Genomic DNA, 24,676 nt, shown 5'->3' with positions numbered 1-24,676 from the left:
AAGCATGCCCAGAGCGGACGACACGCTCCGGTCCCGGACCGAAGAGCTCAACAGGATCAAGGCTGCCGCGCGCAGCGGGGACGAGGCGGCGACCGGGGCGCAGCGTGCCAAGGGCAAGCTGACCGCGCACGAGCGGATCGCGCTGCTGCTCGACAAGGGATCCTTCACCGAGGTCGAGCAGCTGCGCCGGCACCGGGCGACCGGTTTCGGGCTGGAGGCGAAGAAGCCCCACACGGACGGTGTGATCACCGGCTGGGGCACGGTCGAGGGCCGTACGGTCTTCGTCTACGCGCACGACTTCCGGATCTTCGGCGGCGCCCTGGGCGAGGCCCACGCCACGAAGATCCACAAGATCATGGACATGGCCATCTCGGCCGGTGCCCCGCTCGTCTCCCTCAACGATGGCGCGGGCGCCCGTATCCAGGAAGGCGTCTCGGCGCTGGCCGGCTACGGCGGGATCTTCCAGCGCAACACCCGGGCCTCGGGAGTGGTCCCGCAGATCTCGGTGATGCTGGGCCCCTGCGCCGGCGGCGCCGCGTACTCCCCGGCCCTGACGGACTTCGTGTTCATGGTCCGCGAGACCTCGCAGATGTTCATCACCGGCCCGGACGTCGTCAAGGCGGTGACCGGCGAGGAGATCACCCAGAACGGCCTCGGCGGCGCGGACGTGCACTCGGCCACCTCCGGCGTCGCGCACTTCGCGTACGACGACGAGGAGACCTGCATCTCCGAGGTCCGCTGCCTGTTGGGACTGCTGCCGGCCAACAACCGGGAGCTGGCCCCCGTCGAGCACTCCGGCGACCCGGCCGACCGCAGCTGCGAGGCGCTGCTGGACCTGGTCCCGGTGCAGCCCGGGCAGGCCTACGACGTCCGCGCGGTCATCGAGGAGGTCGTCGACGAGGGCGAGTACTTCGAGGTGCACCCGGCCTGGGCGCCCAACCTGGTCTGCGCGCTGGCCCGGCTCGACGGGCACGTGGTCGGTGTCGTCGCGAACAACCCGATGAAGTGCGCGGGGGTCCTCGACATCGAGGCCTCCGAGAAGGGCGCGCGGTTCGTGCAGTTCTGCGACGCCTTCAACATCCCGCTGGTCACCCTGGTGGACGTACCCGGCTTCCTGCCGGGCGTGGACCAGGAACACAACGGCATCATCCGGCGCGGCGCCAAGCTGCTGTACGCGTACTGCAACGCGACCGTGCCGCGCATCTCCCTGGTCCTGCGCAAGGCCTACGGCGGCGCGTACATCGTCATGGACTCCCGCTCGATCGGCGCGGACCTGGCGCTGGCCTGGCCCACCAACGAGATCGCGGTGATGGGCGCCGAGGGCGCGGCCAACGTGGTCTTCCGGCGCGAGATCGCCGCCGCCGAGGACCCCGAGGCCGTCCGCGCGCAGCGGATCGCCGAGTACAAGGACCAGCTGATGCACCCGTACTACGCGGCCGAGCGCGGTCTGGTGGACGACGTCATAGATCCGCGCGAGACCCGCACGGTACTGATCCGGTCCCTGGAGATGCTGCGCGCCAAGGCCGCCGACATCCCCGCCCGCAAGCACGGAAACCCGCCGCAGTGAACCCCGGCGGGACGTCACGACACGAGGAGCAGACTGTGGAGACGCGAGTCGAACCCGGCCAACTCATCCGCGTGGTGAAGGGACGCCCCGACACCGCGGAGCTGGCGGCCCTGACCGCCGTCGTCCTCGCGCGGGCGGCGGCGTACGAGGGCCAGCACGGCGGTACCGCCGGCGGCGGGCCGGCCCTGGCGGGCTGGCGCTGTCCCCAGCAGGCCGGCGGCTTCCAGGGGCCGCGCACCTGGCAGGAGCGGCGCTCCGCCTAGCCGCCCGGCCCGCCCCACTCCACCTCGAACCCCCCACGACACACCGCTCCTTCGGCCGTCAGGGCCGGGAAGGGACCCCCGTCATGAACGTCCACAAAGGACTCATCCTCGACGAGACCGCCAAGTTCCATCAGGACGCACAGGACGATCGGCCCTTCGTCCCCGGCACCACCGAGATCTGGCCCGCCGGCGCGGTCCTCGACGAGCACGACCGCACCGCGCTCGTCGAGGCCGCGCTGGAGATGCGGATCGCCGCGGGACCCAGCTCGCGCCGCTTCGAGTCGCGCTTCGCCCGCAAGCTGAAGCGGCGCAAGGCGCACCTGGTCAACTCGGGCTCCTCGGCGAACCTGCTGGCGATGACGGCCTTCACCTCGCACCTGCTGGAGGACCGGCGGCTGCGGCGCGGCGACGAGGTGATCACGGTGGCCGCGGGCTTCCCGACCACCGTCAACCCGATCATCCAGAACGGGCTCGTCCCCGTCTTCGTCGACGTCGAGCTCGGCACCTACAACACCACGGCCGACCGGGTGGCCGCGGCCATCGGCCCCAAGACCCGCGCGATCATGATCGCGCACGCCCTCGGCAACCCCTTCGAGGTCGCCGAGATCGCCCAACTCGCCGAAGAACACGGCCTGTTCCTCATCGAGGACAACTGCGACGCGGTCGGCTCCACCTACGACGGCCAGCTGACGGGCACCTTCGGCGACATCACCACGGTCAGCTTCTACCCGGCTCACCACCTGACCATGGGCGAGGGCGGCTGCGTCCTCACCTCGAACCTGGCGCTCGCGCGGATCGTGGAATCCCTGCGCGACTGGGGCCGGGACTGCTGGTGCGAGCCGGGCGAGACCAACAAGTGCCTCAAGCGCTTCGACTACCAGATGGGCACCCTCCCCGAGGGCTACGACCACAAGTACATCTTCTCGCACGTGGGGTACAACCTGAAGGCCACCGACATCCAGGCGGCTCTCGGTCTGACCCAGCTCGACAAGCTCGACGAGTTCTGCGACGCCCGCCGCCGCAACTGGCGCCGGCTGCGCGAGGGACTCGACGGCGTGCCCCACCTGATCCTGCCCGAGGCCACCCCGCGCAGCGACCCGAGCTGGTTCGGGTTCGCGATCACCGTGGACCCCGCCGCGCCCTACACCCGGGCCGCCCTCGTGAACTTCCTGGAGGACCGCAAGATCGGTACGCGGCGCCTCTTCGCGGGCAACCTGACCCGCCACCCGGCCTACATCGGCCAGCCCCACCGCGTCGTCGGCGACCTCGCCAACAGCGACATCGTCACCGACCAGACCTTCTGGGTCGGCGTCTACCCGGCGCTGACCGACGAGATGCTCGACTACGTCATCGCCTCGGTCAAGGAGTTCGTGGGCGGACACTCCTGACCGCCGGCCCGCTGCCCGAAGTCCGCCAACTGGAGAGGCCATGCCATCGACCCACGACGACATCGCGGCACTGCGCGAGCAGATACAGCTCCTGCGCGACCGCGCCGAGCTGCGTGAGCTGTTCGACCGCTACGTGACCGCCCTCGACACCTACGACGGGGCCGGCCCCGAGGAGTCCCGGTACGCCCCGCTCTTCACCGAGGACGCCACCTTCGCCTTCCCGATCGGAGTGTGCGCGGGGGTCGAGGCCTTCGCCGCCTTCCAGCGCGAGGCCCGCGAGCGGTGGGCGCGTACGCACCACCTCAGCACCAACCACTCCGTCGTCCTCGACGGGGACCGGGCCACCCTGCGGGCCCAGCAGCTCACCACCCACGTCCACCACGCCGGCGCGGCGGGCGCGGCCCACTTCGAGGTCGGCGGCCACACCGAGGCCCGCGCGGTGCGCACGCCGGACGGCTGGCGGCTGAGCCACGTCGCCTTCCACGTCGTGTGGGACTCCGGCGTACGCCTGCCCGAGCTCGCCGGAGTCCGGCTGTGAGCACCGGATGAACGCCGTGCAGATCGCCGGCTACTGGGTCCCCGCGCGGGAGCCCGTACGCGAACTCCCGCGCCTCTCCCGGCCGTACCCCGCGCCGCCCCTGACGACGCTGCTGCGCCGCCGGGCCGCCTGGGGACTGGCCGTCGCCCTGGCCCGGCGCACCCCGCCGGCCCGACCGTCCTGACCCTCCTGGAGAACCCCCTCATGGCCCTTGTGCCGCCCTGCGGCGTGCCCCCGGTCCGGCCCGTCACCCTCGACGCCGGCGGGATCCCGCTGTCGGGGCTGCTGGCCCTGCCCGCGCAGCCCGTACCCCGGGCGGTGCTGGTGGCCCTGCACGGCTCGGGGATGAGCGCGGGCTACTTCGACAGCCGGGCCCGGCCCGGGCTGTCGCTGCTGGAGCTCGCCGCCGCCCAGGGGTACGCCGTACTCGCCCTGGACCGGCCCGGGTACGGGGCCTCCGCCGCCGCCCTGCCCGAGGGGCAGGACCTGGCGGGGCAGACCGCGACGCTGCTCGCGGCCCTGGAGGGCTTCGTCCGCGGCCGTGAACTCGGCGCGGGCCTCTTCCTCGTGGCCCACTCGGGCGGCGGTCGTATCGCGCTCGCGGCGGCGGCCGCCGCCCGGGGCCCCCTCGTACCGCTCGGCGTGGACCTCTCGGGCCTCGGCCGGCGCTGGGCCGTCCGGCCCTGGCAGCCGGACGGCCCGGACCTGCCGGGGTCGTGGCGCCGGTACTGGGGGGCGCTGCGGTTCTACCCGCCGGGCGCCTTCCGGCTCGGGCAGGACCTGCTGCGGCCGGTCCCCGCCGTGGAGGCGCGGGAGACGCTGTGGTGGCCGGAAATGTACCCCGCCGTAGCGGCCGGGGTGGGGGTGCCCGTCCGCTTCACATTCGCCGAACAGGAGCAGTGGTGGAGGCATGACGGGGAGGCGCTGGAGGAACTGCTGACTCCGCTGACCGGGGCCTCCACAGAGGTGGCCCGGCAGGCCCATGCTGGGCACAACATCAGTCTGGGCTGGGCCGCCCGCACCTACCACCTGAGGGTCCTGTCCTTCCTGGAGGAGTGCCTGCTCGCCCGCGACACGGCCGTTGGCCGGGTTGCGACGGGCTCTGACAGAGATCTGAAGAAGGTTGACGCGGATCTGACATAGAGCCCGTTGACCCACGGATCGGTACCTACGAGGCTTTTGGTGAGCATCCCGAGACGTGTAACGAAATCCGTCATACCGGGACACGTCCACTCGGTCTCCCGATATCTGTTTGATTCATCTGATTCATCCCGAAAAGGAACACACATGAGTGACGTGAAGGACCTGGTGCAGGTCGCCGGAATCATCGACGCCGAAGAGGCCAAGCTCCTGGCCGAGGAAGGCTGCGACTGGTTCGGCTTCCCGCTCCGCCTCCCGTCGGGCAAGGACGACATCTCCGAGGCCGCGGCCACGGAGATCATCGCCGGCCTGGCCGCCCCTCAGGCGGGCGTCCTCATCAGCTACATGACGGACGCTGACGAGATCAGCGCCTTCACCACCCAGCTCGGTGTCAAGGCCGTCCAGCTCCACGGCGACGTCGAGCCGGAGCAGCTGCGCAAGCTGAAGGCCAACCGCCCCGACCTGTACGTCCTCAAGAGCCTGGTCGTGAAGGAGGACAACGCCGAGGAGCTGCTCCAGCTCGTCGACGACGTCGCCGACTCGGTGGACATGTTCATCACCGACACCTTCAACCCGGCCACCGGCGCCAAGGGCGCCACCGGTCTCACCCACGACTGGAACGTCAGCGCGGAGCTCGTGCGCCGTTCGCCGAAGCCCCTGATGATGGCCGGCGGCCTGAGCCCGGAGAACGTCGCCGACGCGATCCGCTTCGTCAAGCCCGCCGCCGTCGACGCCCACAGCCTCCTCGAGGGCCCCGACGGCCGCAAGGACCGCGCGAAGGTGGCGAAGTTCGTGGCCGAGTCGCGCAAGGCCTTCGCCGAGATCGCCAACGGCTGATCCCGGCACCCGACCACACGGTTGCGGCCCCCGGGGCCCCACAGGGCCCCGGGCCCGGCCGCAGCCCGTCTCACGACCGACGAGAAGCAGGTTTCTCATGGCGACCGGCCACCACAATGTCCACCCGCTGCCGCAGACCAACCAGCTGCGCGCCATGCACACGATCATCCGTGACCGCAGAGCCTCCCGCGCGGACTTCGTGTTCTACTCCCGGCGCATCATCCGTCTCCTTCTCGAATCGGCGCTCGACCAGCTGCCGTTCGACAAGCACGAGGCCATCACGCCGGTCGGAGAGACGTTCGAGGGACTGAAGCTCGGTCCCCAGCTGTGTGCCGTGCCCGTGATCCGGGCCGGTGACTCGATGCTCGACGAGCTGCGCCAGGTCATCCCTGACATCACCGTCGGCAAGATGCTCATCCAGCGGAACAAGACCACCAAGCTCCCGCACCTCTACTACAGCAACTTCCCCGAGGACATCGCCGACCGGCACATCCTCCTGCTGGAGCCGATGCTCGCCACCGGCGGCAGCGCCAACGCGGCCATCGAGGTCCTCCTCGAGGCCGGCGTGCGCGCGAAGAACATCGTCTTCGTCAACTTCCTCGCCGCCCCCGAGGGCATCGCGGCCGTCCACGCCAAGTACCCGGAGATCAAGATCGTCACCTCGTCGATCGAGGAGCGCCTCAACGAGAACGCGTTCATGATCCCGGGCATCGGCGACTTCGGCGACCGCTACTTCGGCACGACCGACTCGGCAGTGGCCTGATGAAGAGCAGCCGTACGCTCGCGGACTCCGCGCTCACCGCGCTCGCCCCGGCGATCTGGGGGTCCACGTACCTGGTCACCACGGAGCTGCTGCCCGAGGGCAGGCCCCTGCTGTCCGCGCTGCTCCGCGCCCTGCCCGCCGGCCTGATCCTGGTGCTCATCGGCCGGGTGCTGCCGAAGGGCATCTGGTGGTGGCGCGCCCTGGTGCTCGGCGTGCTGAACATCGGCGCCTTCTTCTACCTGCTCTTCGTGGCCGCCTACCACCTGCCGGGCGGCGTCGCGGCGTTGGTGATGTCCATCCAGCCGATGATCGTGCTGCTGCTCGGCGCCGTGCTGCTGAAGGAGAAGATCAAGCGGATCCACCTGGTCGCCTGCGCCCTCGGCGCGGCCGGCGTGGCCCTGCTCGTCCTCCAGCCGAACGCCGGGCTCAACGCCACCGGTGTCATCGCCGGTCTGCTGGGCGCGCTCAGCATGGCCTCCGGCATCGTGCTGACCAAGCGCTGGGGCCGCCCCGAAGGCGTGGGCCTGCTGCCCTTCACGGGCTGGCAGCTCACCGTCGGCGGCCTGGTCCTGCTGCCGGTCGCGCTGATCGGCGAGGGCCTGCCGGGCGAGATCACCGCCAAGAACCTCTGGGGCTTCGCCTACCTGGGCATCATCGGGGCCCTGTTCGCCTACGCGATCTGGTTCCGCGGCGTGCAGCGGCTGCCCGCCCTGGCCGTCTCCTTCCTCAGCTTCGCCTCGCCCCTGGCGGCCACCCTGCTCGGCTACTTCGTCCTCGACCAGTCGCTCTCGCCGCTCCAGATCGTCGGAGCGCTGACGGTGGTCGCGGCGGTGGTCGTGGCACAGCCGAGGCCGGGCAGGAAGAAGCCCGAGCCCGAGCCGGCCGAAGAGACCCGGCGGGAATCCGTCAAGGCGTAACGCGACGGAGTCCCGCCCGCAACTCCCCGTCCGGCCTTCCCCCGGAGCAGGGCGGGGAACGGTGGTGGCACACCGCGGCCTCCCCCGTCCGCGGTGTGCCTCCCACCACCCACCCCCCACACAGCCCGTGAAAGGACCGAGTCCGTGCCCCACATCCACGTCAGGCACTACCCGCGGGACTTCACGGCCGAGCAGCTGAGGGCGATCGACGAGGCGGTCACCGCCGCCGTGACGCGGACCTTCGCCACCGGCGAGGAAACCGTCTCGATCTCCCTGGAGCCGGTCACACCGGAGGACTGGGACACCCAGGTCCTCGCCGAGATAGCGGCCCGCCCGGACCTGCTGGTCAAGCGGCCCGGCTACTGGAACGAGAGTTGAGAGACACCCCGATGAGCGCAAGCAGCGGCATCCCCGTCGTCTACACCGAGGAGGTCCGCGAGGCCCTCCACGACGGCGCGGCCGTCGTCGCCCTCGAGAGCAACGTCATCACGCACGGCCTGCCCTACCCGGACAACGCCGCCACCGCCCGCAAGGTGGAGGACGCGGTACGGGCCGGCGGCGCGGTGCCCGCGACGATCTGCATCGAGGCCGGCGAGATCCGCGTCGGCATGTCGGACTCCGACATCGAGCGCTTCGCTTCCCTGCCGAACATCCCCAAGGTGTCCAGCCGGGACCTGCCCGTCGTCCTCGCGCAGGGCGGCCTGGGTGCCACCACCGTGGCCTCCTCGGTCGTGGCGGCGGAGCTCGCGGGGATCCCGTTCTTCTCGTCCGCCGGCATCGGCGGTGTGCACCGGGGCGCCCAGGACACCTGGGACGTGTCCTCGGACCTGATCCAGTTCACCCGTTCCAAGGTCGCCGTCGTCTGCGCGGGCGCGAAGATGATCCTCGACCTCGGTCTGACGCTCGAGTACCTGGAGACGCAGTGCGTCCCCGTCGTCGCCTACCGCTCGGACGACTTCCCCGCTTTCTACTGCCGTACGAGCGGCCACAAGGCGCCCCACCGCCTGGACGACGAGCAGGTCATCGCCCGCGCCGTCGAGGCCCACTGGGCCCTCGGCAACAACAGCTCCTTCCTGATCACCACCCCGGTCAGGGAAGAGGACGCCATCGACTCCGTCGAGGTGGACACGGCCATCCGCGCCGCCGTCGCCGAGGCCACCCGTGACGGCGTCTCGGGCCAGGCCATCACCAAGTACCTGATGCGGGCGGTCGACGCCGCCACGGACGGCCGTTCCGCCAAGGCCAACATGGCCGTCCTCGCCTCCTGCGCCGAGGCGGCCGGCCGCCTGGCCGTCGCGCACTCCAAGCACCTCGCCGAGCTCGCGGGCCGCTAGCCCCTCTTGAACCACCACCGCACCACGCGTTGACCTCAGTCTGGAGAGACACACATGTCCGAGAAGCTGTTCGAGCCGGTCACTCTGGGGAAGCTGGCCCTGAGCAACCGAGTGGTCATGGCACCCATGTCCCGCAACCGGGCCACCGCCGAGGGCCTGGCCACCGATCTGATGGCCACCTACTACGGTCAGCGCGCGGGCGCGGGCCTGATCATCACCGAGGGCATCCAGCCCAGCGTCACCGGCCAGGGCTTCGGCAACAGCCCGGGTCTGCACTCGCAGGAGCAGGCCGCGTCCTGGAAGCCGGTCACCGAGGCCGTGCACGCCCGCGGCGGCCTGATCGTGGCGCAGATCATGCACTGCGGCCGCATCGGCCACCCCTCGCTGTACCCGAGCGGTCACCAGTCGGTCGCCCCGTCCGCCGTCACCGCCGCCGGCCAGGCCTACGGCCCCGAGGGCCCGCTGGCCTACCCGGAGCCGCGCGCCCTGACGGTCGAGGAGATCGCCGCGATCGTCAAGGAGTTCGCGGACTCCGCCGAGCTCGCCATCGAGGCCGGCTTCGACGGCGTGGAGGTCCACGCGGGCAACGGCTTCCTGCTCCACCAGTTCCTGGCGGAGAACTCCAACCAGCGCACCGACCAGTACGGCGGCTCGGTCGAGAACCGCGTCCGTTTCGCGATCGAGGTGATCGAGGCGGTCTCCGAGCGCATCGGCGCCGACCGCGTCGGCGTGCGCATCTCGCCGTCGAACCCGTACAACGACATCGTCGAGGGCGACACCCACGCCATCTACGAGGCGCTCGTCGCGGCCCTGCCGCCCATCGCCTTCCTGCACATCCTCGAGGGCGGCAACCGCGACCACATCGCGGCCCTGCGCGCGCAGTGGACCGGCACGATCATCCTGTGCCCCCACCCGGAGAACGGCGTCGTCGTCAACGCCGAGATCGCCACCGAGGCCCTGGAGACCGGCGTGGCCTGTGCCGTCGCCTTCGGCGCGTCCTTCGTCGCCAACCCGGACCTGCCGGAGCGCATCCGCACCGGCGCCGCGCTGGCCGAGGCCGACCAGACCAAGCTCTACGGCGGCGACCACACCGGCTACACGGACTACCCGACGCTCGAAGAAGCCGGCGCCGCGTGAGCGACTCCGGACAGATGCTGCTCTTCTCGGGGCGCGCACACCCCGAGCTGGCCGAGGCCATCGCGGCCGAGCTGGGCACGGAGCTGGTCCCGACGAAGGCGATCGACTTCGCCAACGGCGAGATCTACATCCGCTACCACGCCTCCGTGCGCGGTGCGGACTGCTTCGTGATCCAGAGCCACACGGCCCCGATCAACAAGTCGATCATGGAACAGCTCATCATGATCGACGCGTTGAAGCGGGCCTCGGCGCGCAGCATCACGGTGATCCTGCCGTTCTACGGGTACGCGCGCCAGGACCGCAAGCACAGCGGCCGGGAACCCATCTCGGCCCGCCTGGTGGCGGACCTGCTCAAGACCGCCGGCGCGGACCGGATCCTGACGGTCGATCTGCACGCCGACCAGATCCAGGGATTCTTCGACGGTCCGGTGGACCACCTGTTCGCCATGCCGGTCCTCGCGGACTACATCGGCTCCAAGGTGGACCGCGAGGCCCTCACCGTCGTCTCGCCCGACGCCGGCCGCGTGCGGGTGGCGGACGGCTGGTGCGACCGCCTGGGCGCGCCGCTGGCCATCGTGCACAAGCGGCGCGACAAGGACGTGGCCCACCAGGTCACGGCCCACGAGGTGGTCGGCGAGGTCCGAGACCGGGTCTGCGTCCTGGTCGACGACATGATCGACACCGGTGGCACGATCTGTGCCGCCGCCGACGCCCTGTTCGCGCAGGGTGCTCGGGACGTCATCGTGGCGGCCACGCACGGGGTGCTCTCGGGCCCCGCGGCGGACCGCCTGAAGACCTCTCGCGTCAGCGAGTTCGTCTTCACGGACACCCTGCCGGTGCCCGGAGCGCTGGGAATCGACAAGGTCACCGTCCTGTCGATCGCCCCGCTCATCGCGGGTGCCTCACGCGAGGTGTTCGAGAACGGATCAGTAACCCGGCTCCTGCAGAGCCGGTGATCGCCCGGACGGACGGGCCGACGAGGGCCCGTCCGTCCGTAGGGGGAGGCGGCCGCACGCACCGCGCCGTTCCGGTCTTTCCGGGTGGTGAGGCTTTGCCCTTGCGCCCCTCAGTTCTTCTGTTCATTCCGGCCGAGCAGTCGCCTCGGCCACTGTGACGCCCACCGCTTCCGCGGTGTCCGCCCCGTGCGGACACCACCCCCACGCTCGCGGTGAGGTGTCGCACACCGGGCTCGCCTCCACGCAGGAGCCCGGCCGCGGGGGCGTTGGACCGCGCCCGCGCTGCGCCACAAACGGAACGTAAGGAAGCGGGAAATGACTCTTCAGGAGACCAGCGTGCTCGAGCCCACCCTGCGCGGCACCAAGACGTTGCCCGACCTGCTCGCCGAGAGAGTGGCCGAGCACCCCGAGGCGATCGCCGTCGCCTACCGGGAGGAGAAGCTGACCTACCGTGAGCTGGCTTCCAGGAGCTCGGCCCTGGCCGAGTACCTGAGACACCTCGGCGTGTCCGCGGACGACTGCGTCGGCCTCTTCGTCGAGCCGTCCATCGACCTGATGGTCGGAGCGTGGGGCATCCTGGGCGCCGGCGCCGCCTACCTGCCGCTGTCCCCGGAGTACCCCGAGGACCGGCTCCGCTACATGATCGAGAACAGCCAGGCGAAGATCATCCTGGCGCAGCAGCGCCTGGTGTCCCGGCTGCGCGAACTGGCCCCGCAGGACGTCAGGGTCGTCACCCTGCGCGACTCCGAGGCCTTCGTCCTGCCCGAGGGCCACGAGCTCCCCGCCATCGAGGGCGCCCGCCCGGACACCCTCGCGTACGTCATCTACACCTCCGGCAGCACGGGCAAGCCGAAGGGTGTGATGATCGAGCACCGCAGCATCGTCAACCAGCTCGGCTGGCTGCGCGAGACCTACGCGATCGACCGCAGCAAGGTCATCCTGCAGAAGACCCCGATGAGCTTCGACGCCGCCCAGTGGGAGATCCTCTCCCCGGCCAACGGCGCCACCGTCGTCATGGGCGCCCCCGGCGTCTACGCCGACCCCGAGGGCCTCATCGAGACCATCGTCAAGCACAACGTGACCACCCTCCAGTGCGTCCCGACCCTGCTCCAGGGCCTGATCGACACCGAGAAGTTCCCCGAGTGCGTCTCCCTCCAGCAGATCTTCAGCGGTGGCGAGGCACTCTCCCGCCTGCTGGCGATCCAGACCACGCAGGAGATGCCCGGCCGGGCCCTGATCAACGTCTACGGGCCGACCGAGACCACCATCAACTCGTCCTCCTTCGTGGTGGAGCCCGCCGACCTGGACGAGGGACCGCAGTCCATCTCCATCGGCGCCCCGGTGCACGGCACCACCTACCACATCCTCGACAAGGAGACCCTCAAGCCGGTCGGCGTCGGCGAGATCGGCGAGCTGTACATCGGCGGCGTCCAGCTGGCGCGCGGCTACCTGCACCGCCCCGACCTGACCGTCGAGCGCTTCCTCGACATCGAGCTCGAGGAGGGCGCCGAGCCCACCCGCCTGTACAAGACGGGCGACCTGGGCCAGTGGAACGCGGACGGCACCGTGCAGTTCGCCGGCCGCGCCGACAACCAGGTCAAGCTGCGCGGCTACCGCGTCGAGCTGGACGAGATATCCCTGGCGATCGAGAACCACGACTGGGTCCGCAACGCCGCGGTCATCGTCAAGAACGACGGCCGCACCGGCTTCCAGAACCTGATCGCCTGCGTCGAGCTGAGCGAGAAGGAAGCCGCCCTGATGGACCAGGGCAACCACGGCTCCCACCACGCGTCGAAGAAGAGCAAGCTCCAGGTCAAGGCGCAGCTGTCCAACCCGGGCCTGCGCGACGACGCGGAGCTCGCCGGCCGCAAGGCCTTCGACCTCGAGGGCGCCGAGCCCACCCCCGAGCAGCGCGCCCGGGTGTTCGCCCGCAAGACGTACCGCTTCTACGAGGGCGGCGCGGTCACCGAGGCGGACCTGCTCGGCCTCCTCGGCGCGAAGGTCACCGCGGCCTACTCGCGCAAGGCGGCCGACCTGGCCCCGTCCGAGCTGGGTCAGATCCTGCGCTGGTTCGGCCAGTACCTCAGCGAGGAGCGGCTGCTCCCGAAGTACGGCTACGCCTCGCCGGGCGCCCTGTACGCGACGCAGATGTACTTCGAGCTCGAGGGCGTCGGCGGTCTGAAGCCCGGTTACTACTACTACCAGCCGGTCCGCCACCAGCTCGTCCTCATCAGCGAGAAGGCCGCCACCGGCAAGCCCACCGCGCACATCCACTTCATCGGCAAGAAGAGCGGCATCGAGCCGGTCTACAAGAACAACATCCAGGAAGTCCTGGAGATCGAGACCGGCCACATCGTCGGCCTCTTCGAGCAGGTGCTGCCGTCCTACGGCCTCGACATCCGCGACCACTCCTTCGAGCCCGCGGTCCGCGAGGTCCTGGACGTGGCCGACGAGGACTACTACCTGGGCACCTTCGAGCTCGTCCCGCACGCGGGCGAGCGCGAGGACCACGCCGAGGTCTACGTCCAGACGCACGGCGGGAAGGTCGCGACCCTCCCCGAGGGCCAGTACCGCTACGCGGACGGCAAGCTGACCCGCTTCTCGGACGACATCGTCCTCAAGAAGCAGGTCATCGCGATCAACCAGTCGGTGTACCAGGCCGCCAGCTTCGGCATCAGCGTGGTCAGCCGGGCGCCGGAGGAGTGGCTGCACTACGTCACCCTCGGCAAGAAGCTCCAGCACCTGATGATGAACGGCCTGGGCCTGGGCTTCATGTCCTCCGGCTACAGCTCCAAGACCGGCAACCCGCTGCCGGCCTCGCGCCGCATCGACTCCGTCCTCCAGGCCAACGGCCTCGAGACCGGTCCGTCGTACTTCTTCGTCGGCGGCCGCGTCAGCGACGAGCAGCTCGGCCACGAGGGCATGCGCGAGGACAGCGTCCACATGCGCGGTCCGGCGGAGCTGATCCGCGACGACCTCGTCAGCTTCCTGCCGGACTACATGATCCCCAACCGGGTCGTGGTCTTCGAGCGGCTGCCGCTGTCCGCCAACGGCAAGATCGACGCGAAGGCGCTGGCCGTCTCCGACCAGGTCAACGCCGAGCTGGTGGAGCGTCCCTTCGTCGCCCCGCGCACGGAGACCGAGAAGGAGATCGCGGAGGTCTGGGGCAAGGCCCTGCGCCGCGAGAGCGTCTCGGTCCAGGACGACTTCTTCGAGTCGGGCGGCAACTCGCTGATCGCCGTCGGCCTCGTCCGCGAGCTCAACTCGCGCCTGGGCGTCTCCCTGCCGCTGCAGACCGTCCTGGAGTCCCCGACCGTCGAGAAGCTCGCCCGCCGCCTGGAGCGCGAGGTCGCCCAGGAGTCCTCGCGCCTGGTGCGCCTGCACGCGGAGACCGGCAAGCAGAAGCCGGTGCTGTGCTGGCCGGGCCTGGGCGGCTACCCGATGAACCTGCGCACCCTGGCCGGCGAGATCGGTCTCGGCCGCTCGTTCTACGGCGTCCAGTCCCACGGCATCAACGAGGGCGAGACCCCGTACGAGACCATCGTCGAGATGGCCAAGGCGGACATCGAGGCCATCAAGGAGCTCCAGCCGGCCGGTCCCTACACCCTGTGGGGCTACTCCTTCGGCGCCCGCGTGGCCTTCGAGACCGCCTTCCAGCTGGAGCAGGCGGGCGAGAAGGTGGAGAACCTCTTCCTGATCGCCCCGGGTTCGCCGAAGGTGCGCGCCGAGAACGGCAAGGTGTGGGGCCGTGAGGCCTCCTTCGCCAACCGCGCCTACACGACGATCCTCTTCTCCGTGTTCACCGGCACCATTTCCGGCCCGGACCTGGACACGTGCCTGGAGACCGTGACGGACGAGGCGTCCTTCGCCGAGTTCATCAGCGAGCTCAAGGGCATCGACGTCGACCTCGCCAAGCGGATCATCTCGGTCGTGGGCCAGACCTACGAATTCGAGTACTCGTTCCGCGAGCTGGCCGAGCGCACCCTCCAGGCGCCGATCAGCATCTTCAAGGCGGAGGGCGACGACTACTCGTTCCTCGAGAACGCCAGCGGTTACTCGGCCGAGCCGCCGACGGTCATCGACCTCGACGCCGACCACTACAGCCTGCTGCGCGACGACATCGGCGAGCTGGTCAAGCACATCCGCTACCTGCTCGGTGAGTAAGGGAAAGCCGGTCGAATGACGACGGCCGTCCCGCCGGAGAATTCCGGCGGGGCGGCCGTCTTTTCGCATTTCCCTGACGGGTCGAGGAATAACCGGCCAGCAGGTGGCTCAATTCTGACGCAGATTGACCACGTCCTGACACACCGCCGGTTGACGTGCGTATTCGTCACACAAGAGACTTCTGATAATTCCAGGCGATCGCTGTCCTTGCTGATGAGGAGTCATCTTCCATGCGCTTCAATCTCATCGGCCCATTCGAAATCGTCACCGACGACGGCAGGACCTACCAGCCCGGAACCCCCAAGGTCTGCCAGACGCTCGCGCTGCTCCTCACCCGGCCCGGGGAGATCGTCACGGCCGAGGCCCTCATCCGGGAGCTGTGGGGCGAGAACCCCCCGCGCAGCGCCGTCACCACGCTCCAGACGTACGTCTACCACGCCCGCCGGATGTTCACCCAGGAGGAGCTGGTACCCGCCGACCGCTGCCTGATCGTCACCAGCCCGCCCGGCTACGCGATCCAGGTCGACGACTCCGAGGTCGACATCCGCATCTTCGAGCGGCTCGTCACCCGGGCCCGCCACGAACTCGCCGAGGACGACGCGCTCAGGGCCCTGCGCACGGTCCGCCAGGCACTCGACCTCTGGCGCGGGCCCGCCCTGTCGAACTTCCCCGCCGGCGACGTGCTCGCCGGACACATCGTGCACCTCGAGGAACTGCGCATCAGGGCCTTCGAGACCCGCATCGAGGCACAGGAGCGGCTCGGCCGGCACCGCGAGTCCATCCCCGAGCTGCGCAAGCTCATCAACGACTACCCGCTCAACGAGTGGTTCCACAGCCGGCTCATCGGGGCGCTCGGCGCCGCCGGCCGCCGCGCGGAGGCCCTCCAGGCCTACCAGAAGGTGCGCAGGCTGCTCGCCGACGAACTGGGCCTGGAGCCCTCCCCGGAGCTCAAGCAGCTCCAGGTGGGCCTGCTCAGCCCGGCCCCCCGCCGGGAGCCGGCGGTGGCGCGCGCCGGGGCCTGACCCGGTCTGATCCGAAGAGACGGTCTACGGGGTGTCCTGCGGCAGGGCGCGGACCACGCGGGCCTGGCGGGCGTCGCGCTCGCGCAGCTGCGCCTCGCGGGACACCGCCCCGTAGGCCCGCTCCGCCTGCTCGCCCAGGAAGGCGCGGACGGCCTCGTCCAGCGGGGGCCGCTCCCGGTCCAGGCGGGAGGCGAGGAACGGGCCCGCCGCGGCCCAGCGCGGCCCGACGCAGTGCGTGACCACCCGGTCGAGCTCCTCGGCGGAGACGACCCCCTCGCGCACCAGGTACACGGACTCGCGCAGCAGCGCGGACTGCAGCCGGGCGGCCGCGAACGCCGGGATCGGCCGGCGCAGCACCACCGGCACCCGGCCCAGGGACTCGAAGAACGCGACGGCCTCCCGTACGGCCTCCGGCGCGGTCAGCTCACCGGGCACCAGCTCCACCAGCGGCACCACGTACGGCGGGTCGAAGGGGTGCGCCACCACGAGCCGGCCGGAGTCGGCCATCCGGGCGCCCAGGCTGTCGGGGTGCAGGGCGGAGGTGGAGGACAGCAGCAGCGCCTCGGCGCGCGCGGCCTCGCCGACGCGCGCGAACAGGGCCTGCTTGACCTCCAGGTCCTCCGGCACGCTCTCCACGACCACGTCCGCCCGCTCGACGGCCCGCTCCAGGTCCGGCTCGAAGCCGAGCCGCCCGTCGGCCCCCTCCGGCAGGTGCGCGGCGCACCGCCGCAGGGCCTCGGTGACGATCCTCGGGGCGTCCGGGCGCCGGCTGTTGACCCGCACGTGCAGCCCGTACTCCAGGAACAGGGTGATCCAGCCCAGGCCGATCGTGCCCGCGCCGATCACCGTGACCGTGCGGTGCGGGGACTGGCTCATACGTGCTCTCCCGGCTCGGGTACGGCCTGCCCGGCCACAGCGGGGGAGAGCGCGCTCGGGATCCGGCTGTTCCGTGTACAGGACAACGAGGGCACCCTGCCCGCCGCCGGTCCAGGGCGGCTGGACGCCCGCTAGGAGTCGTCACCCTGTGGCCTGGTACGGACGCCGGCCCGGAACGGCACTCGCGCCGGTGGTGGCGTGCCCCCGGCCGGAAAGGGGACCGGCCGGGGTCTCCGCGGGACTCCTAGCTCGCGCGGGGGATGACGAAGCCCCGGGTGGGCCCTCGGTAGGCGCTGTGCGGAGGGACGGGATTGCGTTCCTGGAAGGACGCCTCGAGGTCGCGGAGAACATCTGGCGGCTGGACGGCCGCCTCGATGGCGGCTCTGGTTCCGGCAGAGACATCCCGGCGAGTATCGGGGTCGGCCGTGTCGTACACCCGCCAGAGTCCGCCGGGGTTCTCGGGGTCTTCTGGTGCCACTACCCCGGGAACACCCAGCACCCTGAGCAGGGCTGCCACCTTCCGAGCGCATTCCGCGTCCATGCCCTCACCCTTCCGTCGTGCGTGGGGGGAGCCTATTCCCCCTCGCCGCCGCCGTGCGTCGCGCACCCGCCAGGGTTGATCGGGCCGCACCCGCCCGGAACGGGGGTGTGCGAGCAGTTCGCCGCGACGGTGACGAGCGACCGGTTCGGACCCGTCCACAGCTCACGGTCGGGCGTGTACCCGGCCTGCTCGATCAGGGCGACCGTACGCGTAAGGACGTCCGGGTCGTGGCGGGACGGGTCGGGGCGCTCGGGGTAGTGGTGGACGGTCCGGCCCAGACCGCTGCACAGCGACGCGTACAGGTGGGTGTGGAGGATCAGCGCGTGCCACCCTTCGTCGACCTCGCGGGTCGGGGCGATGCGCACCGTGGGGAACGGGGAAGCCGCTGCTACGAACTTGAGGGCCTCGACCACGAGGCGCCCGGCCATATCGGGCGCCATGCCGGGGTTGTTGTCGAGGACGGTGGCGCGGACGTCGTTGAACTGGGCGTCGGAAAGCAGCCGACGGGCCTCGCGAAGTGCCGGGGTCGGCGGGATGCCCGGCTTGGTGCTGCACGGAGGGGGCGGGGTCGGACTGGACATGAGTCTCCCTAGGTCGTGTACAGGGGTCAGTGGAGGTCAGCTGGACCAGGCCGGCTCGACGTTGTCGACGGCGGTGGTGAACTCGCGGCCGGACGCGGCCCGGATGTAGGCCAGCTCCACCCAGTGCTCATGGGCGACGGAGTCCGAGACGTTCTCGTTGACCACGGCCATCAGCTCGCCCTCCGTGCCAGAGGCGATGTCGCGGACCCGGCGGCGCAGGAGCCGGTGCGGGACGTACTCGTACTGCTCACTCATCGGACTGGGCCTCGGCGCCGCCGGTGAAACGCTCGAAGCCGACCTGCGCGCGGGCGAGGAGGTCGTCACTGGGCTGGGTCACCGCGGCGATGCCGATGCCCGGGATGTCCGGGGTGTCGAGGCTCAGTACGCCGCGGGGGGTCGGGCTCGTCACGGGGTGCTCCCTACCGTCGTCAGCGGGTGTTGCTTCAGCCTCTCGCCGGCGGGCGACACCGGCGAGGCAGCAGAGCGGAAGTCCAGCGGCAGTTCGGTGGCACCGGCGGCGTGGATCGTAGGGAAATCGCCGCACCATGTGCATCGGACGGCCGGTTCTGGCTACGTTGTGTTACGGCCCTACCGACAGGAGCGATGTCATGCGGACGCCCGCCAACGAGAGGCTGTTCGTGGCCAGAACCGCGAAGTGGTGGTTCTCCCAGGAGAAGGCCGCTGAGGAAATCTCGAAGGCCGGGGCCGCAGCGCTCGGCCGGCCCGGGTATGCGATCAGCGTGCGAACCTACCGTGCGTGGGAGTCGAAGAACCCCCCATGGCCGCGCCCCGACCAGGCAACCGCGCTGAGGGCGGCGTTCGGCTGCGGTCCGGAGGCCCTCGGCTTCCCTGGTAGCCGGGAGGGCATGTTTGACAGCCTGCCGGGACTACGGGGGTGATCCCGCCTGTGGACCGACGAACAGCCCTGGGTGCTGGCGCGGCCGTGATCGGCCTGCCCTGGCTCAGCCCCTCATCCGCCCGTGCCGCCACCGAACTCCGCATCGGCCGCGACGAGATCGACCTCCTGACCGAGACCGCCACCGACCTCGATGCCATCGACCAGCGATTCGGCGGGGACCGGCTCTGGCGCACGGCCAAGATGCACCTGTCCTGGGTCCACCACGTGATAGACCACGGCGTCTACACCGACGACATCGGTCAGGACCTCCACACCATCGCTGGGCAGCTCACCACGTCACTGGGGTGGTTCTGCTACGACGCTGAGCAGCAGACCGAAGCGAGGGTGTACTTCTCCGAGGCCCTGAACACCGCGATGATCTCGGGCGACGACCCATTGGCGACCCGTACCCTGTCGAACATGGCCCGCCAGTCCGTGGACCTCGGCAAGCCACGCGAGGCGATCCGCTTCGCCCGCACCGGCGAGCGCCATGCCGCCCGGTGGGATGCTCCGCCCCGGGTGGCTGCGCTCCTCGCGATCAGGCTGGCCCATGGCTATGCACGGCTCGGGGACGAGATGAACGCTTCGTATTCGATCAAGCGGGCCTGGCAGGCTTTCGATCAGGGCATCAGCGACCGCGAGCCCGAGTGGACCGGCTTCCTCAACGAAGCCGAACTGGTCTGCCTGGAGGGTATGTGCCGCTCTGATCTCGGCCAGCACAAGCGAGCGGTTCGGCTCCTTGACCGGTCCGCTGCCCTTCAGGACATCGAGCACTCCCGCAACCGGGGCATGTGTCTTGCCCGCCTGGCCCATGCTGCCGTCCAGGCCCACGAACTCGACCGCACCGCCGAAGCCGCGCGGGAGTCGCTGAGGCTCATCCAGGGCGGACAGTTCTCTACGCGCAACCGGAGGCAACTCACCTTGGTGAAAGACAGGCTCCACGGCAATCCGAGCCCGTCAGCCCGGGAGACAGCTGACCTGATCGCCGCGCAGATCGCATAGCGAGTACGGAAGGAACCACATGACCAATCGCACCGCGCCACAGCTCACCTTCACCCGCCATACCCCGGCGGCGGCCCGCGCCCTGGCCGGCGAACTCCTCGCCGTCTACGCAGAGGTGTACGACGTCCCCCCGTACATCGGTGACTCCTTCTTCTCCGTGGAGACGTACGGTGAGCGGCTCACCGCCGCCTTCGACATGGAAGGGTTCGAGGTCGTCACCGGCCATCTCGATGACGGCGCCCTCGCCGGATACGTTCACGGCGTCACCCTCGCCTCGGACCGGTCCTGGTGGACCTCCCTCACCGATCAGCTGCCCCCCGACGTCACCGACGCGGCTGAGGCCGGGAACGTGTTTTGGCTGCGGGAGCTGATGGTCCTGCCGGAGCACACGAGCCAGGGCATTGGCCGGGCGCTGCACGATGAGATGGTGGCTGGGCGCGCCGAGCCGTGGACCACGCTCACTTGCATCATCGACAACGAGCCAGCCCGATCCGCGTACTCGCGCTGGGGCTACGAGGTCATCGGTCGCATCAAGCATGCCCCCGAATCCCCGGTCTACGACGCGATGCTCCTGCCGCCTTCGTCACGCTGAAATCGACCCCTTCCCGCCCCTCCTGGGCGAGACGGTCTCCGGCAGATCGCGGGCGGGCGGGGCCGGGTGCATGCGGCGGTCGAGCCGTTCTCGAGGGGGGTCGGGGACGGTCGCCATTCCGGCCGTACACAGGAGGAAGCCGCCCATGTCCCGTCGTCTGTTCACCTCGGAGTCCGTGACCGAGGGCCACCCCGACAAGATCGCCGACCAGATCAGCGACACGATCCTGGACGCGCTGCTGCGCGTGGACCCCACCTCGCGCGTGGCCGTGGAGACCCTGATCACCACCGGTCTCGTGCACATCGCGGGCGAGGTGACGACGAAGGCGTACGCGCCGATCGCCCAGCTCGTCCGGGAGAAGATCCTCGAGATCGGCTACGACTCGTCCAAGAAGGGCTTCGACGGCGCCTCCTGCGGGGTTTCGGTGTCCATCGGGGCGCAGTCCCCGGACATCGCGCAGGGGGTGGATACCGCCTATGAGCAGCGGGTCGAGGGTGAGGGCGACGAGCTGGACAAGCAGGGAGCCGGCGACCAGGGACTGATGTTCGGGTACGCGACGGACGAGACGCCCGAGCTGATGCCGCTGCCGATCCACATCGCGCACCGGCTGTCCCGGCGGCTGTCGGAGGTCCGCAAGAACGCGACCATCCCCTACCTGCGTCCCGACGGCAAGACCCAGGTCACCATCGAGTACGACGGCGACAAGCCGGTCCGGCTGGACACGGTCGTCGTGTCCACCCAGCACGCGGCCGACATCGAGCTGGACACGCTGCTGGCCCCGGACATCCGGGAGTTCGTGGTGGAGCACGTGCTGGCGCAGCTGGCCCAGGAGGGCATCAAGCTGGACACCGCGGGCTACCGGCTGCTGGTCAACCCGACCGGGCGCTTCGAGATCGGCGGCCCGATGGGTGACGCCGGCCTGACCGGCCGCAAGATCATTATTGATACGTACGGCGGCATGGCCCGTCACGGTGGCGGCGCCTTCTCCGGCAAGGACCCGTCGAAGGTCGACCGCAGCGCCGCGTACGCGATGCGCTGGGTCGCCAAGAACGTGGTCGCCGCCGGTCTGGCGGCGCGCTGCGAGGTGCAGGTCGCCTACGCCATCGGCAAGGCCGAGCCGGTGGGTCTGTTCGTGGAGACCTTCGGCACCGCCAAGGTCGATGCCCAGAAGATCGAGGACGCCATCGGCGAGGTCTTCGACCTGCGTCCGGCGGCCATCATCCGCGACCTCGACCTGCTGCGGCCGATCTACGCCCAGACCGCCGCCTACGGCCACTTCGGCCGCGAGCTGCCGGACTTCACCTGGGAGCGCACCGACCGCGTCGACGCCCTGCGCGCCGCCGCCGGGCTCTAAAGGGTCTCCTGCGGCCCGGTCCGCGGCGGGAAGTCCGTGGTCCGGGCCAGGGGGTCCCACTCCTCCCAGGCGGCCAGCCGCTCGCGCAGGACGCCCGGGGCCCTGTCCGCCGCGCCGGTGCCCAGCAGCACCCGCAGCGGGGGCTCCTCGGCCTCGAGCAGGCGCAGCAGCGCCACACCGGCCCGGCGCGGGTCCCCGGGCTGGAGGTGCGCGAAGGCCCCCGACAGGCCGTGCCGGCGCTGGGCGAGCACGGAGTCGTACGCGCCCATGGGCGTGGCCCGCACCATGGAACTCGCGCTCCAGTCGGTCCGGAACTCGCCCGCCTCGATGAGGGTGACCTTGATCCCGAAGCCCGCGACCTCCTGGGCCAGGGTCTCGCCGACCGCCTCCAGGGCCCATTTGCTCGCGCAGTACATGCCCAGGTTCGGGTAGGTGGTCACGCCCCCGATGCTGGACATCTGGAGCAGGTGGCCGCTGCCCTGGCGGCGCATCAGCGGCAGGACGGCCTGCGACATCCACAGCGCGCCGAAGAAGTTCACCTCGAACTGGTCGCGCACCTGCCGCTCGTCGACCTCCTCCACGGCTCCGGCCAGCCCGTAGCCCGCGTTGTTCAGCAGGACGTCGATCCGTCCGGCCCGTTCCCCGGCCTCGGCCACGGTGGCGAACACCGCCGAGCGGTCGGTGACGTCCAGGGGCATCGGCAGGACCCGGTCGCCGAAGCGCTCGACGAGCCCGTCGAGCGCTTCGACCTTGCGGGCCGTGGCGACCACCGTGTCACCGGCCTCGAGGACGACCTCGGCGACGGCCCGCCCCAGGCCCCGGGAGGCGCCCGTGACCAGCCAGACCCGAGGCGTCCCCTCGGTCATGCGCGGGCCCGCTGCTCGGCGAATGCCTTGGCGTGGTTGAGGGTGGCGGTGCTGTTGGTGCTGAGGGCGGTCCGCACGTACGCCTTGGCGTCCTCGACGGTGGCCTCGGGGCCCAGCACCTTGGCGATGTTGGCGGTGTTGAGGGTGACCGTGTGCTGGGAGGAGGCGAAGAGGCCGCCCTCCGCGTCCTCGGCGAAGGTCCAGTAGCCGGTGTGCAGGCTCATCAGCGCCGGCAGGGTCGTCTGCTTGTACGCGATCTTCTCGTGCGGGAAGGTCACCCGGTAGGACTTGGTGGTGTGGACGGAGCCGTCCTTGGCACGGGTGTCCATCTCCAGTTCCTGGAGGCCGGGGGTGTCCTCGGTGAGGCGTACGACCGCCACGTGCGGCAGGCGCTCGGGCCACAGCTCCGCCTCGTTGACGAAGTCGAAGACGTCCTTCGCGGAGCCCTCGACGCGCACCGTGTCCTCGAAGGAGAAGGTCAGGTCCTCGGTGGCGTGGGCGTGCTCGACGTTGGTCTTCAGCGCGGCCAGCTCCGAGCGCGAGTTGCGGTCGACGGCCTGGTCGATCCACAGCAGGCTCGTCGGGTCGTCGCCCACGGCCCGGTAGTCGTGCAGCAGCCGCACCCGGGACTCGGACGCGGAGAGCGGCTCGATGATCCAGGTGCCGCCCATGGCGGCGACGGGCGGCGCGGGGATCTCCTGGCGGAAGGTGATGGTGAGCCGCTCCGGGTCCAGGGTGCGGCGGGAGGTCCAGTTCTTGGGCTCGCCGTTGGCGGTGGCCCAGATCTGGATGCGCTCCTCGTTCCCGCCCTGCGGGACGTGGTCCACGTAGATGGTCGGGGGGAAGATCCGCGGCCAGTTCCGGACCTCGGCGATCAACCTGTACACGGCGGCGGCCGGGGCCGAGACGGTGATCTCGTGCTCCACTTCGCGCAGGCCCTGCTGCGGCATGGTCTTGCTCCTCGGGTTCAGGGGGTCGTGATCGGACGCGCGTGCTCAGAAGTTCCCGAGGCCGCCGCAGACGTTGAGGGCCTGCGAGGTGATGGAGGCGGCGGTGTCGGAGGCCAGGTAGCCCACCAGCCCGGCGACCTCCTGGGGCGTGGAGTAGCGGCCGAGGGGGATCTTGGCCTGGAACTTCTCCAGGACGGCCGCCTCGGTGGTGCTGTACGCGGCGGCGTAGCCCTGGCGGACGCGCTCGGCCATCGGGGTCTCGACGTAGCCGGGGCAGACGGCGTTGACGGTGATGCCCGTCGGGGCCAGCTCGTTGCCCAGCGCCTTGGTGAAGCCCACCACGCCGTGCTTGGAGGCCGAGTAGGGGGCGCCGAGGACCACGCCCTGCTTGCCCGCGGTGGAGGCGATGTTGATGATCCGGCCGCGGTTCTTGGCGCGCAGCCCGCCGGTGTTCAGGGCCTCGCGGGTGACGCGGAAGACGCTGTTGAGGTTGGTCTCGATGACGTCGTTCCACAGCTCGTCGGTGATGTCGGCGGTGACCCCGCCGCCCGAGCGGCCGGCGTTGTTGACCACCACGTCGATGGTGCCGAAGCGCTCGACGGCGGCCTCGATCCAGGCGCGTACGCCCTCCCCGCTGCGGACGTCGACGCTCGCGCCGTCGACCTCGAGGCCCTCGGCGGTCAGCTCCTTCACGGTCCGGGCGACGTTGTCGGCGTCCCGGGCGCCGATGAAGACGCGGTGGCCCGAGGAGGCCAGGGTGCGGGCCACTTCCAGGCCGATACCGCTGGTCGCGCCCGTGACAACGGCAACACGCTTGGTCTGGTCCTGGTCCTGGTCCGGCATGTGAACTCCTCGACGATTTTCGACTGGTGACGCACGCGGAGAATCGGGCACCGCGATGGAGGGGTACTCGAAGGGCTCTCGGACCGGGCCACATCCCCTACGGACCACCGGGCCTCCATCGGGCGTCGAGCGGCTGTTCACAAGCTC

Annotated in this window: 26 protein-coding genes; 19 read left to right on the top strand and 7 right to left on the bottom strand. The window is 70.4% G+C overall.

Annotation, left to right across the window (positions count from 1 at the left end):
- Positions 1–4 precede the first annotated feature (4 nt).
- The 15 genes from OOK34_RS32865 (at position 5) to OOK34_RS32795 (ending at position 16,026) form a co-directional block, all read left to right on the top strand.
- Positions 5–1,567 carry an acyl-CoA carboxylase subunit beta gene (locus OOK34_RS32865; RefSeq protein ID WP_267037804.1) on the top strand — a complete coding sequence of 521 codons (1,563 nt, stop codon included), beginning with the start codon at positions 5–7 and terminating at the stop codon, positions 1,565–1,567.
- 35 nt (positions 1,568–1,602) lie between these two features.
- Entirely contained in the window at positions 1,603–1,830 is a 228-nt protein-coding gene (locus OOK34_RS32860; protein ID WP_267037803.1) for an acyl-CoA carboxylase subunit epsilon, read from the top strand.
- A gap of 83 nt (positions 1,831–1,913) precedes the next feature.
- Entirely contained in the window at positions 1,914–3,218 is a 1,305-nt protein-coding gene (gene rfbH / locus OOK34_RS32855; RefSeq protein WP_267037802.1) for a lipopolysaccharide biosynthesis protein RfbH, read from the top strand.
- 40 nt (positions 3,219–3,258) lie between these two features.
- Positions 3,259–3,756: a nuclear transport factor 2 family protein gene (locus OOK34_RS32850; RefSeq protein WP_267037801.1), complete on the top strand. Its 498-nt coding sequence runs from the start codon at positions 3,259–3,261 to the stop codon at positions 3,754–3,756.
- A 7-nt stretch (positions 3,757–3,763) separates the two neighbouring features.
- A complete protein-coding gene (locus OOK34_RS32845) occupies positions 3,764–3,940 on the top strand; it encodes a hypothetical protein (RefSeq protein WP_267037800.1) in 177 nt (58 codons plus the stop codon).
- Positions 3,941–3,960: 20 nt separating this feature from the next.
- The gene (locus OOK34_RS32840; protein ID WP_267037799.1) at positions 3,961–4,899 is read left to right on the top strand and encodes an alpha/beta hydrolase; all 939 of its coding nucleotides are present in this window, start codon (positions 3,961–3,963) and stop codon (positions 4,897–4,899) included.
- Between the two features lie 144 nt (positions 4,900–5,043).
- A complete protein-coding gene (locus tag OOK34_RS32835) occupies positions 5,044–5,733 on the top strand; it encodes a phosphoribosylanthranilate isomerase (protein ID WP_267037798.1) in 690 nt (229 codons plus the stop codon).
- A 97-nt stretch (positions 5,734–5,830) separates the two neighbouring features.
- A complete protein-coding gene (upp, locus tag OOK34_RS32830) occupies positions 5,831–6,496 on the top strand; it encodes a uracil phosphoribosyltransferase (protein WP_267037797.1) in 666 nt (221 codons plus the stop codon).
- Positions 6,496–7,413 carry an EamA family transporter gene (locus OOK34_RS32825; protein ID WP_267037796.1) on the top strand — a complete coding sequence of 306 codons (918 nt, stop codon included), beginning with the start codon at positions 6,496–6,498 and terminating at the stop codon, positions 7,411–7,413. Before upp ends, OOK34_RS32825 begins: the two co-directional genes overlap by 1 nt.
- Positions 7,414–7,557: 144 nt before the next feature.
- Positions 7,558–7,791 carry a tautomerase family protein gene (locus OOK34_RS32820; RefSeq protein ID WP_267037795.1) on the top strand — a complete coding sequence of 78 codons (234 nt, stop codon included), beginning with the start codon at positions 7,558–7,560 and terminating at the stop codon, positions 7,789–7,791.
- An 11-nt stretch (positions 7,792–7,802) separates the two neighbouring features.
- Entirely contained in the window at positions 7,803–8,747 is a 945-nt protein-coding gene (locus OOK34_RS32815; protein ID WP_267037794.1) for a pseudouridine-5'-phosphate glycosidase, read from the top strand.
- Between the two features lie 54 nt (positions 8,748–8,801).
- Complete coding sequence (locus tag OOK34_RS32810) at positions 8,802–9,884, top strand: alkene reductase (protein WP_267037793.1); 1,083 nt, start codon at positions 8,802–8,804, stop codon at positions 9,882–9,884.
- 14 nt (positions 9,885–9,898) lie between these two features.
- Positions 9,899–10,840, top strand: a complete 942-nt coding sequence (locus tag OOK34_RS32805; protein WP_267037858.1) for a ribose-phosphate diphosphokinase — start codon at positions 9,899–9,901, stop codon at positions 10,838–10,840.
- A gap of 315 nt (positions 10,841–11,155) precedes the next feature.
- Positions 11,156–15,004, top strand: coding sequence for an amino acid adenylation domain-containing protein (locus OOK34_RS32800; protein ID WP_267037792.1), 3,849 nt, complete (start codon positions 11,156–11,158; stop codon positions 15,002–15,004).
- Positions 15,005–15,234: 230 nt separating this feature from the next.
- Entirely contained in the window at positions 15,235–16,026 is a 792-nt protein-coding gene (locus OOK34_RS32795) for an AfsR/SARP family transcriptional regulator (RefSeq protein ID WP_267037791.1), read from the top strand.
- A 24-nt stretch (positions 16,027–16,050) separates the two neighbouring features.
- Here OOK34_RS32795 and OOK34_RS32790 read toward each other — a convergent pair whose 3' ends face one another.
- The 4 genes from OOK34_RS32790 to OOK34_RS32775 form a co-directional block, all read right to left on the bottom strand.
- Complete coding sequence (locus OOK34_RS32790; protein ID WP_267037790.1) at positions 16,051–16,902, bottom strand: 3-hydroxyacyl-CoA dehydrogenase family protein; 852 nt, start codon at positions 16,900–16,902, stop codon at positions 16,051–16,053.
- A 573-nt stretch (positions 16,903–17,475) separates the two neighbouring features.
- Positions 17,476–18,024, bottom strand: coding sequence for a hypothetical protein (locus OOK34_RS32785; RefSeq protein WP_267037789.1), 549 nt, complete (start codon positions 18,022–18,024; stop codon positions 17,476–17,478).
- A gap of 36 nt (positions 18,025–18,060) precedes the next feature.
- Complete coding sequence (locus OOK34_RS32780; protein ID WP_267037788.1) at positions 18,061–18,279, bottom strand: hypothetical protein; 219 nt, start codon at positions 18,277–18,279, stop codon at positions 18,061–18,063.
- Entirely contained in the window at positions 18,272–18,433 is a 162-nt protein-coding gene (locus OOK34_RS32775) for a hypothetical protein (RefSeq protein ID WP_267037787.1), read from the bottom strand. Before OOK34_RS32775 ends, OOK34_RS32780 begins: the two co-directional genes overlap by 8 nt.
- A gap of 199 nt (positions 18,434–18,632) precedes the next feature.
- On the opposite strand from OOK34_RS32775, the gene OOK34_RS32770 reads away from it, so the two are divergent.
- From OOK34_RS32770 to metK, 4 genes are all read left to right on the top strand, one after another.
- Positions 18,633–18,923 (top strand): hypothetical protein, encoded by a 291-nt coding sequence (locus OOK34_RS32770; protein ID WP_267037786.1) that lies wholly within the window; start codon positions 18,633–18,635, stop codon positions 18,921–18,923.
- A gap of 44 nt (positions 18,924–18,967) precedes the next feature.
- Complete coding sequence (locus OOK34_RS32765; protein WP_267037785.1) at positions 18,968–19,924, top strand: hypothetical protein; 957 nt, start codon at positions 18,968–18,970, stop codon at positions 19,922–19,924.
- 19 nt (positions 19,925–19,943) lie between these two features.
- Positions 19,944–20,516, top strand: coding sequence for a GNAT family N-acetyltransferase (locus tag OOK34_RS32760; RefSeq protein ID WP_267037784.1), 573 nt, complete (start codon positions 19,944–19,946; stop codon positions 20,514–20,516).
- Positions 20,517–20,661: 145 nt separating this feature from the next.
- Positions 20,662–21,870: a methionine adenosyltransferase gene (gene metK / locus OOK34_RS32755; RefSeq protein ID WP_267037783.1), complete on the top strand. Its 1,209-nt coding sequence runs from the start codon at positions 20,662–20,664 to the stop codon at positions 21,868–21,870.
- Here the strand turns inward: metK and OOK34_RS32750 are convergent.
- The 3 genes from OOK34_RS32750 to fabG are packed head-to-tail and all read right to left on the bottom strand — an operon-like array spanning position 21,867 to position 24,529.
- The gene (locus OOK34_RS32750; protein WP_267037782.1) at positions 21,867–22,736 is read right to left on the bottom strand and encodes an oxidoreductase; all 870 of its coding nucleotides are present in this window, start codon (positions 22,734–22,736) and stop codon (positions 21,867–21,869) included. The two genes, metK and OOK34_RS32750, sit on opposite strands and share 4 nt — an antisense overlap.
- Positions 22,733–23,686 (bottom strand): aromatase/cyclase, encoded by a 954-nt coding sequence (locus tag OOK34_RS32745; RefSeq protein ID WP_267037781.1) that lies wholly within the window; start codon positions 23,684–23,686, stop codon positions 22,733–22,735. Before OOK34_RS32745 ends, OOK34_RS32750 begins: the two co-directional genes overlap by 4 nt.
- 45 nt (positions 23,687–23,731) lie before the next feature.
- Entirely contained in the window at positions 23,732–24,529 is a 798-nt protein-coding gene (fabG, locus tag OOK34_RS32740) for a 3-oxoacyl-ACP reductase FabG (protein ID WP_267037780.1), read from the bottom strand.
- Between the last annotated feature and the right edge of the window lie 147 nt (positions 24,530–24,676).

Origin of the sequence: Streptomyces sp. NBC_00091 (assembly GCF_026343185.1) — a bacterium.
Taxonomy (GTDB): Bacteria; Actinomycetota; Actinomycetes; order Streptomycetales; family Streptomycetaceae; genus Streptomyces.
The sequence above is the reverse complement of the archived record's forward strand: the minus strand, read 5'-3'. Positions and strand labels throughout refer to the sequence as shown.

What these genes read in the sequence shown, in the direction of transcription:
- rfbH (WP_267037802.1), top strand. Translation starts at nt 1,914, where the DNA reads ATGAACGTCCACAAAGGACTCATCCTCGACGAGACCGCCAAGTTCCAT.
- fabG (WP_267037780.1), bottom strand. Translation starts at nt 24,529, where the DNA reads ATGCCGGACCAGGACCAGGACCAGACCAAGCGTGTTGCCGTTGTCACG.
- OOK34_RS32865 (WP_267037804.1), top strand. Translation starts at nt 5, where the DNA reads ATGCCCAGAGCGGACGACACGCTCCGGTCCCGGACCGAAGAGCTCAAC.
- OOK34_RS32790 (WP_267037790.1), bottom strand. Translation starts at nt 16,902, where the DNA reads ATGAGCCAGTCCCCGCACCGCACGGTCACGGTGATCGGCGCGGGCACG.
- OOK34_RS32810 (WP_267037793.1), top strand. Translation starts at nt 8,802, where the DNA reads ATGTCCGAGAAGCTGTTCGAGCCGGTCACTCTGGGGAAGCTGGCCCTG.
- OOK34_RS32745 (WP_267037781.1), bottom strand. Translation starts at nt 23,686, where the DNA reads ATGCCGCAGCAGGGCCTGCGCGAAGTGGAGCACGAGATCACCGTCTCG.
- OOK34_RS32800 (WP_267037792.1), top strand. Translation starts at nt 11,156, where the DNA reads ATGACTCTTCAGGAGACCAGCGTGCTCGAGCCCACCCTGCGCGGCACC.
- OOK34_RS32835 (WP_267037798.1), top strand. Translation starts at nt 5,044, where the DNA reads ATGAGTGACGTGAAGGACCTGGTGCAGGTCGCCGGAATCATCGACGCC.
- OOK34_RS32850 (WP_267037801.1), top strand. Translation starts at nt 3,259, where the DNA reads ATGCCATCGACCCACGACGACATCGCGGCACTGCGCGAGCAGATACAG.
- OOK34_RS32840 (WP_267037799.1), top strand. Translation starts at nt 3,961, where the DNA reads ATGGCCCTTGTGCCGCCCTGCGGCGTGCCCCCGGTCCGGCCCGTCACC.
- OOK34_RS32770 (WP_267037786.1), top strand. Translation starts at nt 18,633, where the DNA reads ATGCGGACGCCCGCCAACGAGAGGCTGTTCGTGGCCAGAACCGCGAAG.
- OOK34_RS32795 (WP_267037791.1), top strand. Translation starts at nt 15,235, where the DNA reads ATGCGCTTCAATCTCATCGGCCCATTCGAAATCGTCACCGACGACGGC.
- OOK34_RS32785 (WP_267037789.1), bottom strand. Translation starts at nt 18,024, where the DNA reads ATGTCCAGTCCGACCCCGCCCCCTCCGTGCAGCACCAAGCCGGGCATC.
- OOK34_RS32845 (WP_267037800.1), top strand. Translation starts at nt 3,764, where the DNA reads ATGAACGCCGTGCAGATCGCCGGCTACTGGGTCCCCGCGCGGGAGCCC.
- OOK34_RS32750 (WP_267037782.1), bottom strand. Translation starts at nt 22,736, where the DNA reads ATGACCGAGGGGACGCCTCGGGTCTGGCTGGTCACGGGCGCCTCCCGG.
- OOK34_RS32825 (WP_267037796.1), top strand. Translation starts at nt 6,496, where the DNA reads ATGAAGAGCAGCCGTACGCTCGCGGACTCCGCGCTCACCGCGCTCGCC.
- OOK34_RS32815 (WP_267037794.1), top strand. Translation starts at nt 7,803, where the DNA reads ATGAGCGCAAGCAGCGGCATCCCCGTCGTCTACACCGAGGAGGTCCGC.
- OOK34_RS32780 (WP_267037788.1), bottom strand. Translation starts at nt 18,279, where the DNA reads ATGAGTGAGCAGTACGAGTACGTCCCGCACCGGCTCCTGCGCCGCCGG.
- metK (WP_267037783.1), top strand. Translation starts at nt 20,662, where the DNA reads ATGTCCCGTCGTCTGTTCACCTCGGAGTCCGTGACCGAGGGCCACCCC.
- OOK34_RS32760 (WP_267037784.1), top strand. Translation starts at nt 19,944, where the DNA reads ATGACCAATCGCACCGCGCCACAGCTCACCTTCACCCGCCATACCCCG.
- upp (WP_267037797.1), top strand. Translation starts at nt 5,831, where the DNA reads ATGGCGACCGGCCACCACAATGTCCACCCGCTGCCGCAGACCAACCAG.
- OOK34_RS32805 (WP_267037858.1), top strand. Translation starts at nt 9,899, where the DNA reads ATGCTGCTCTTCTCGGGGCGCGCACACCCCGAGCTGGCCGAGGCCATC.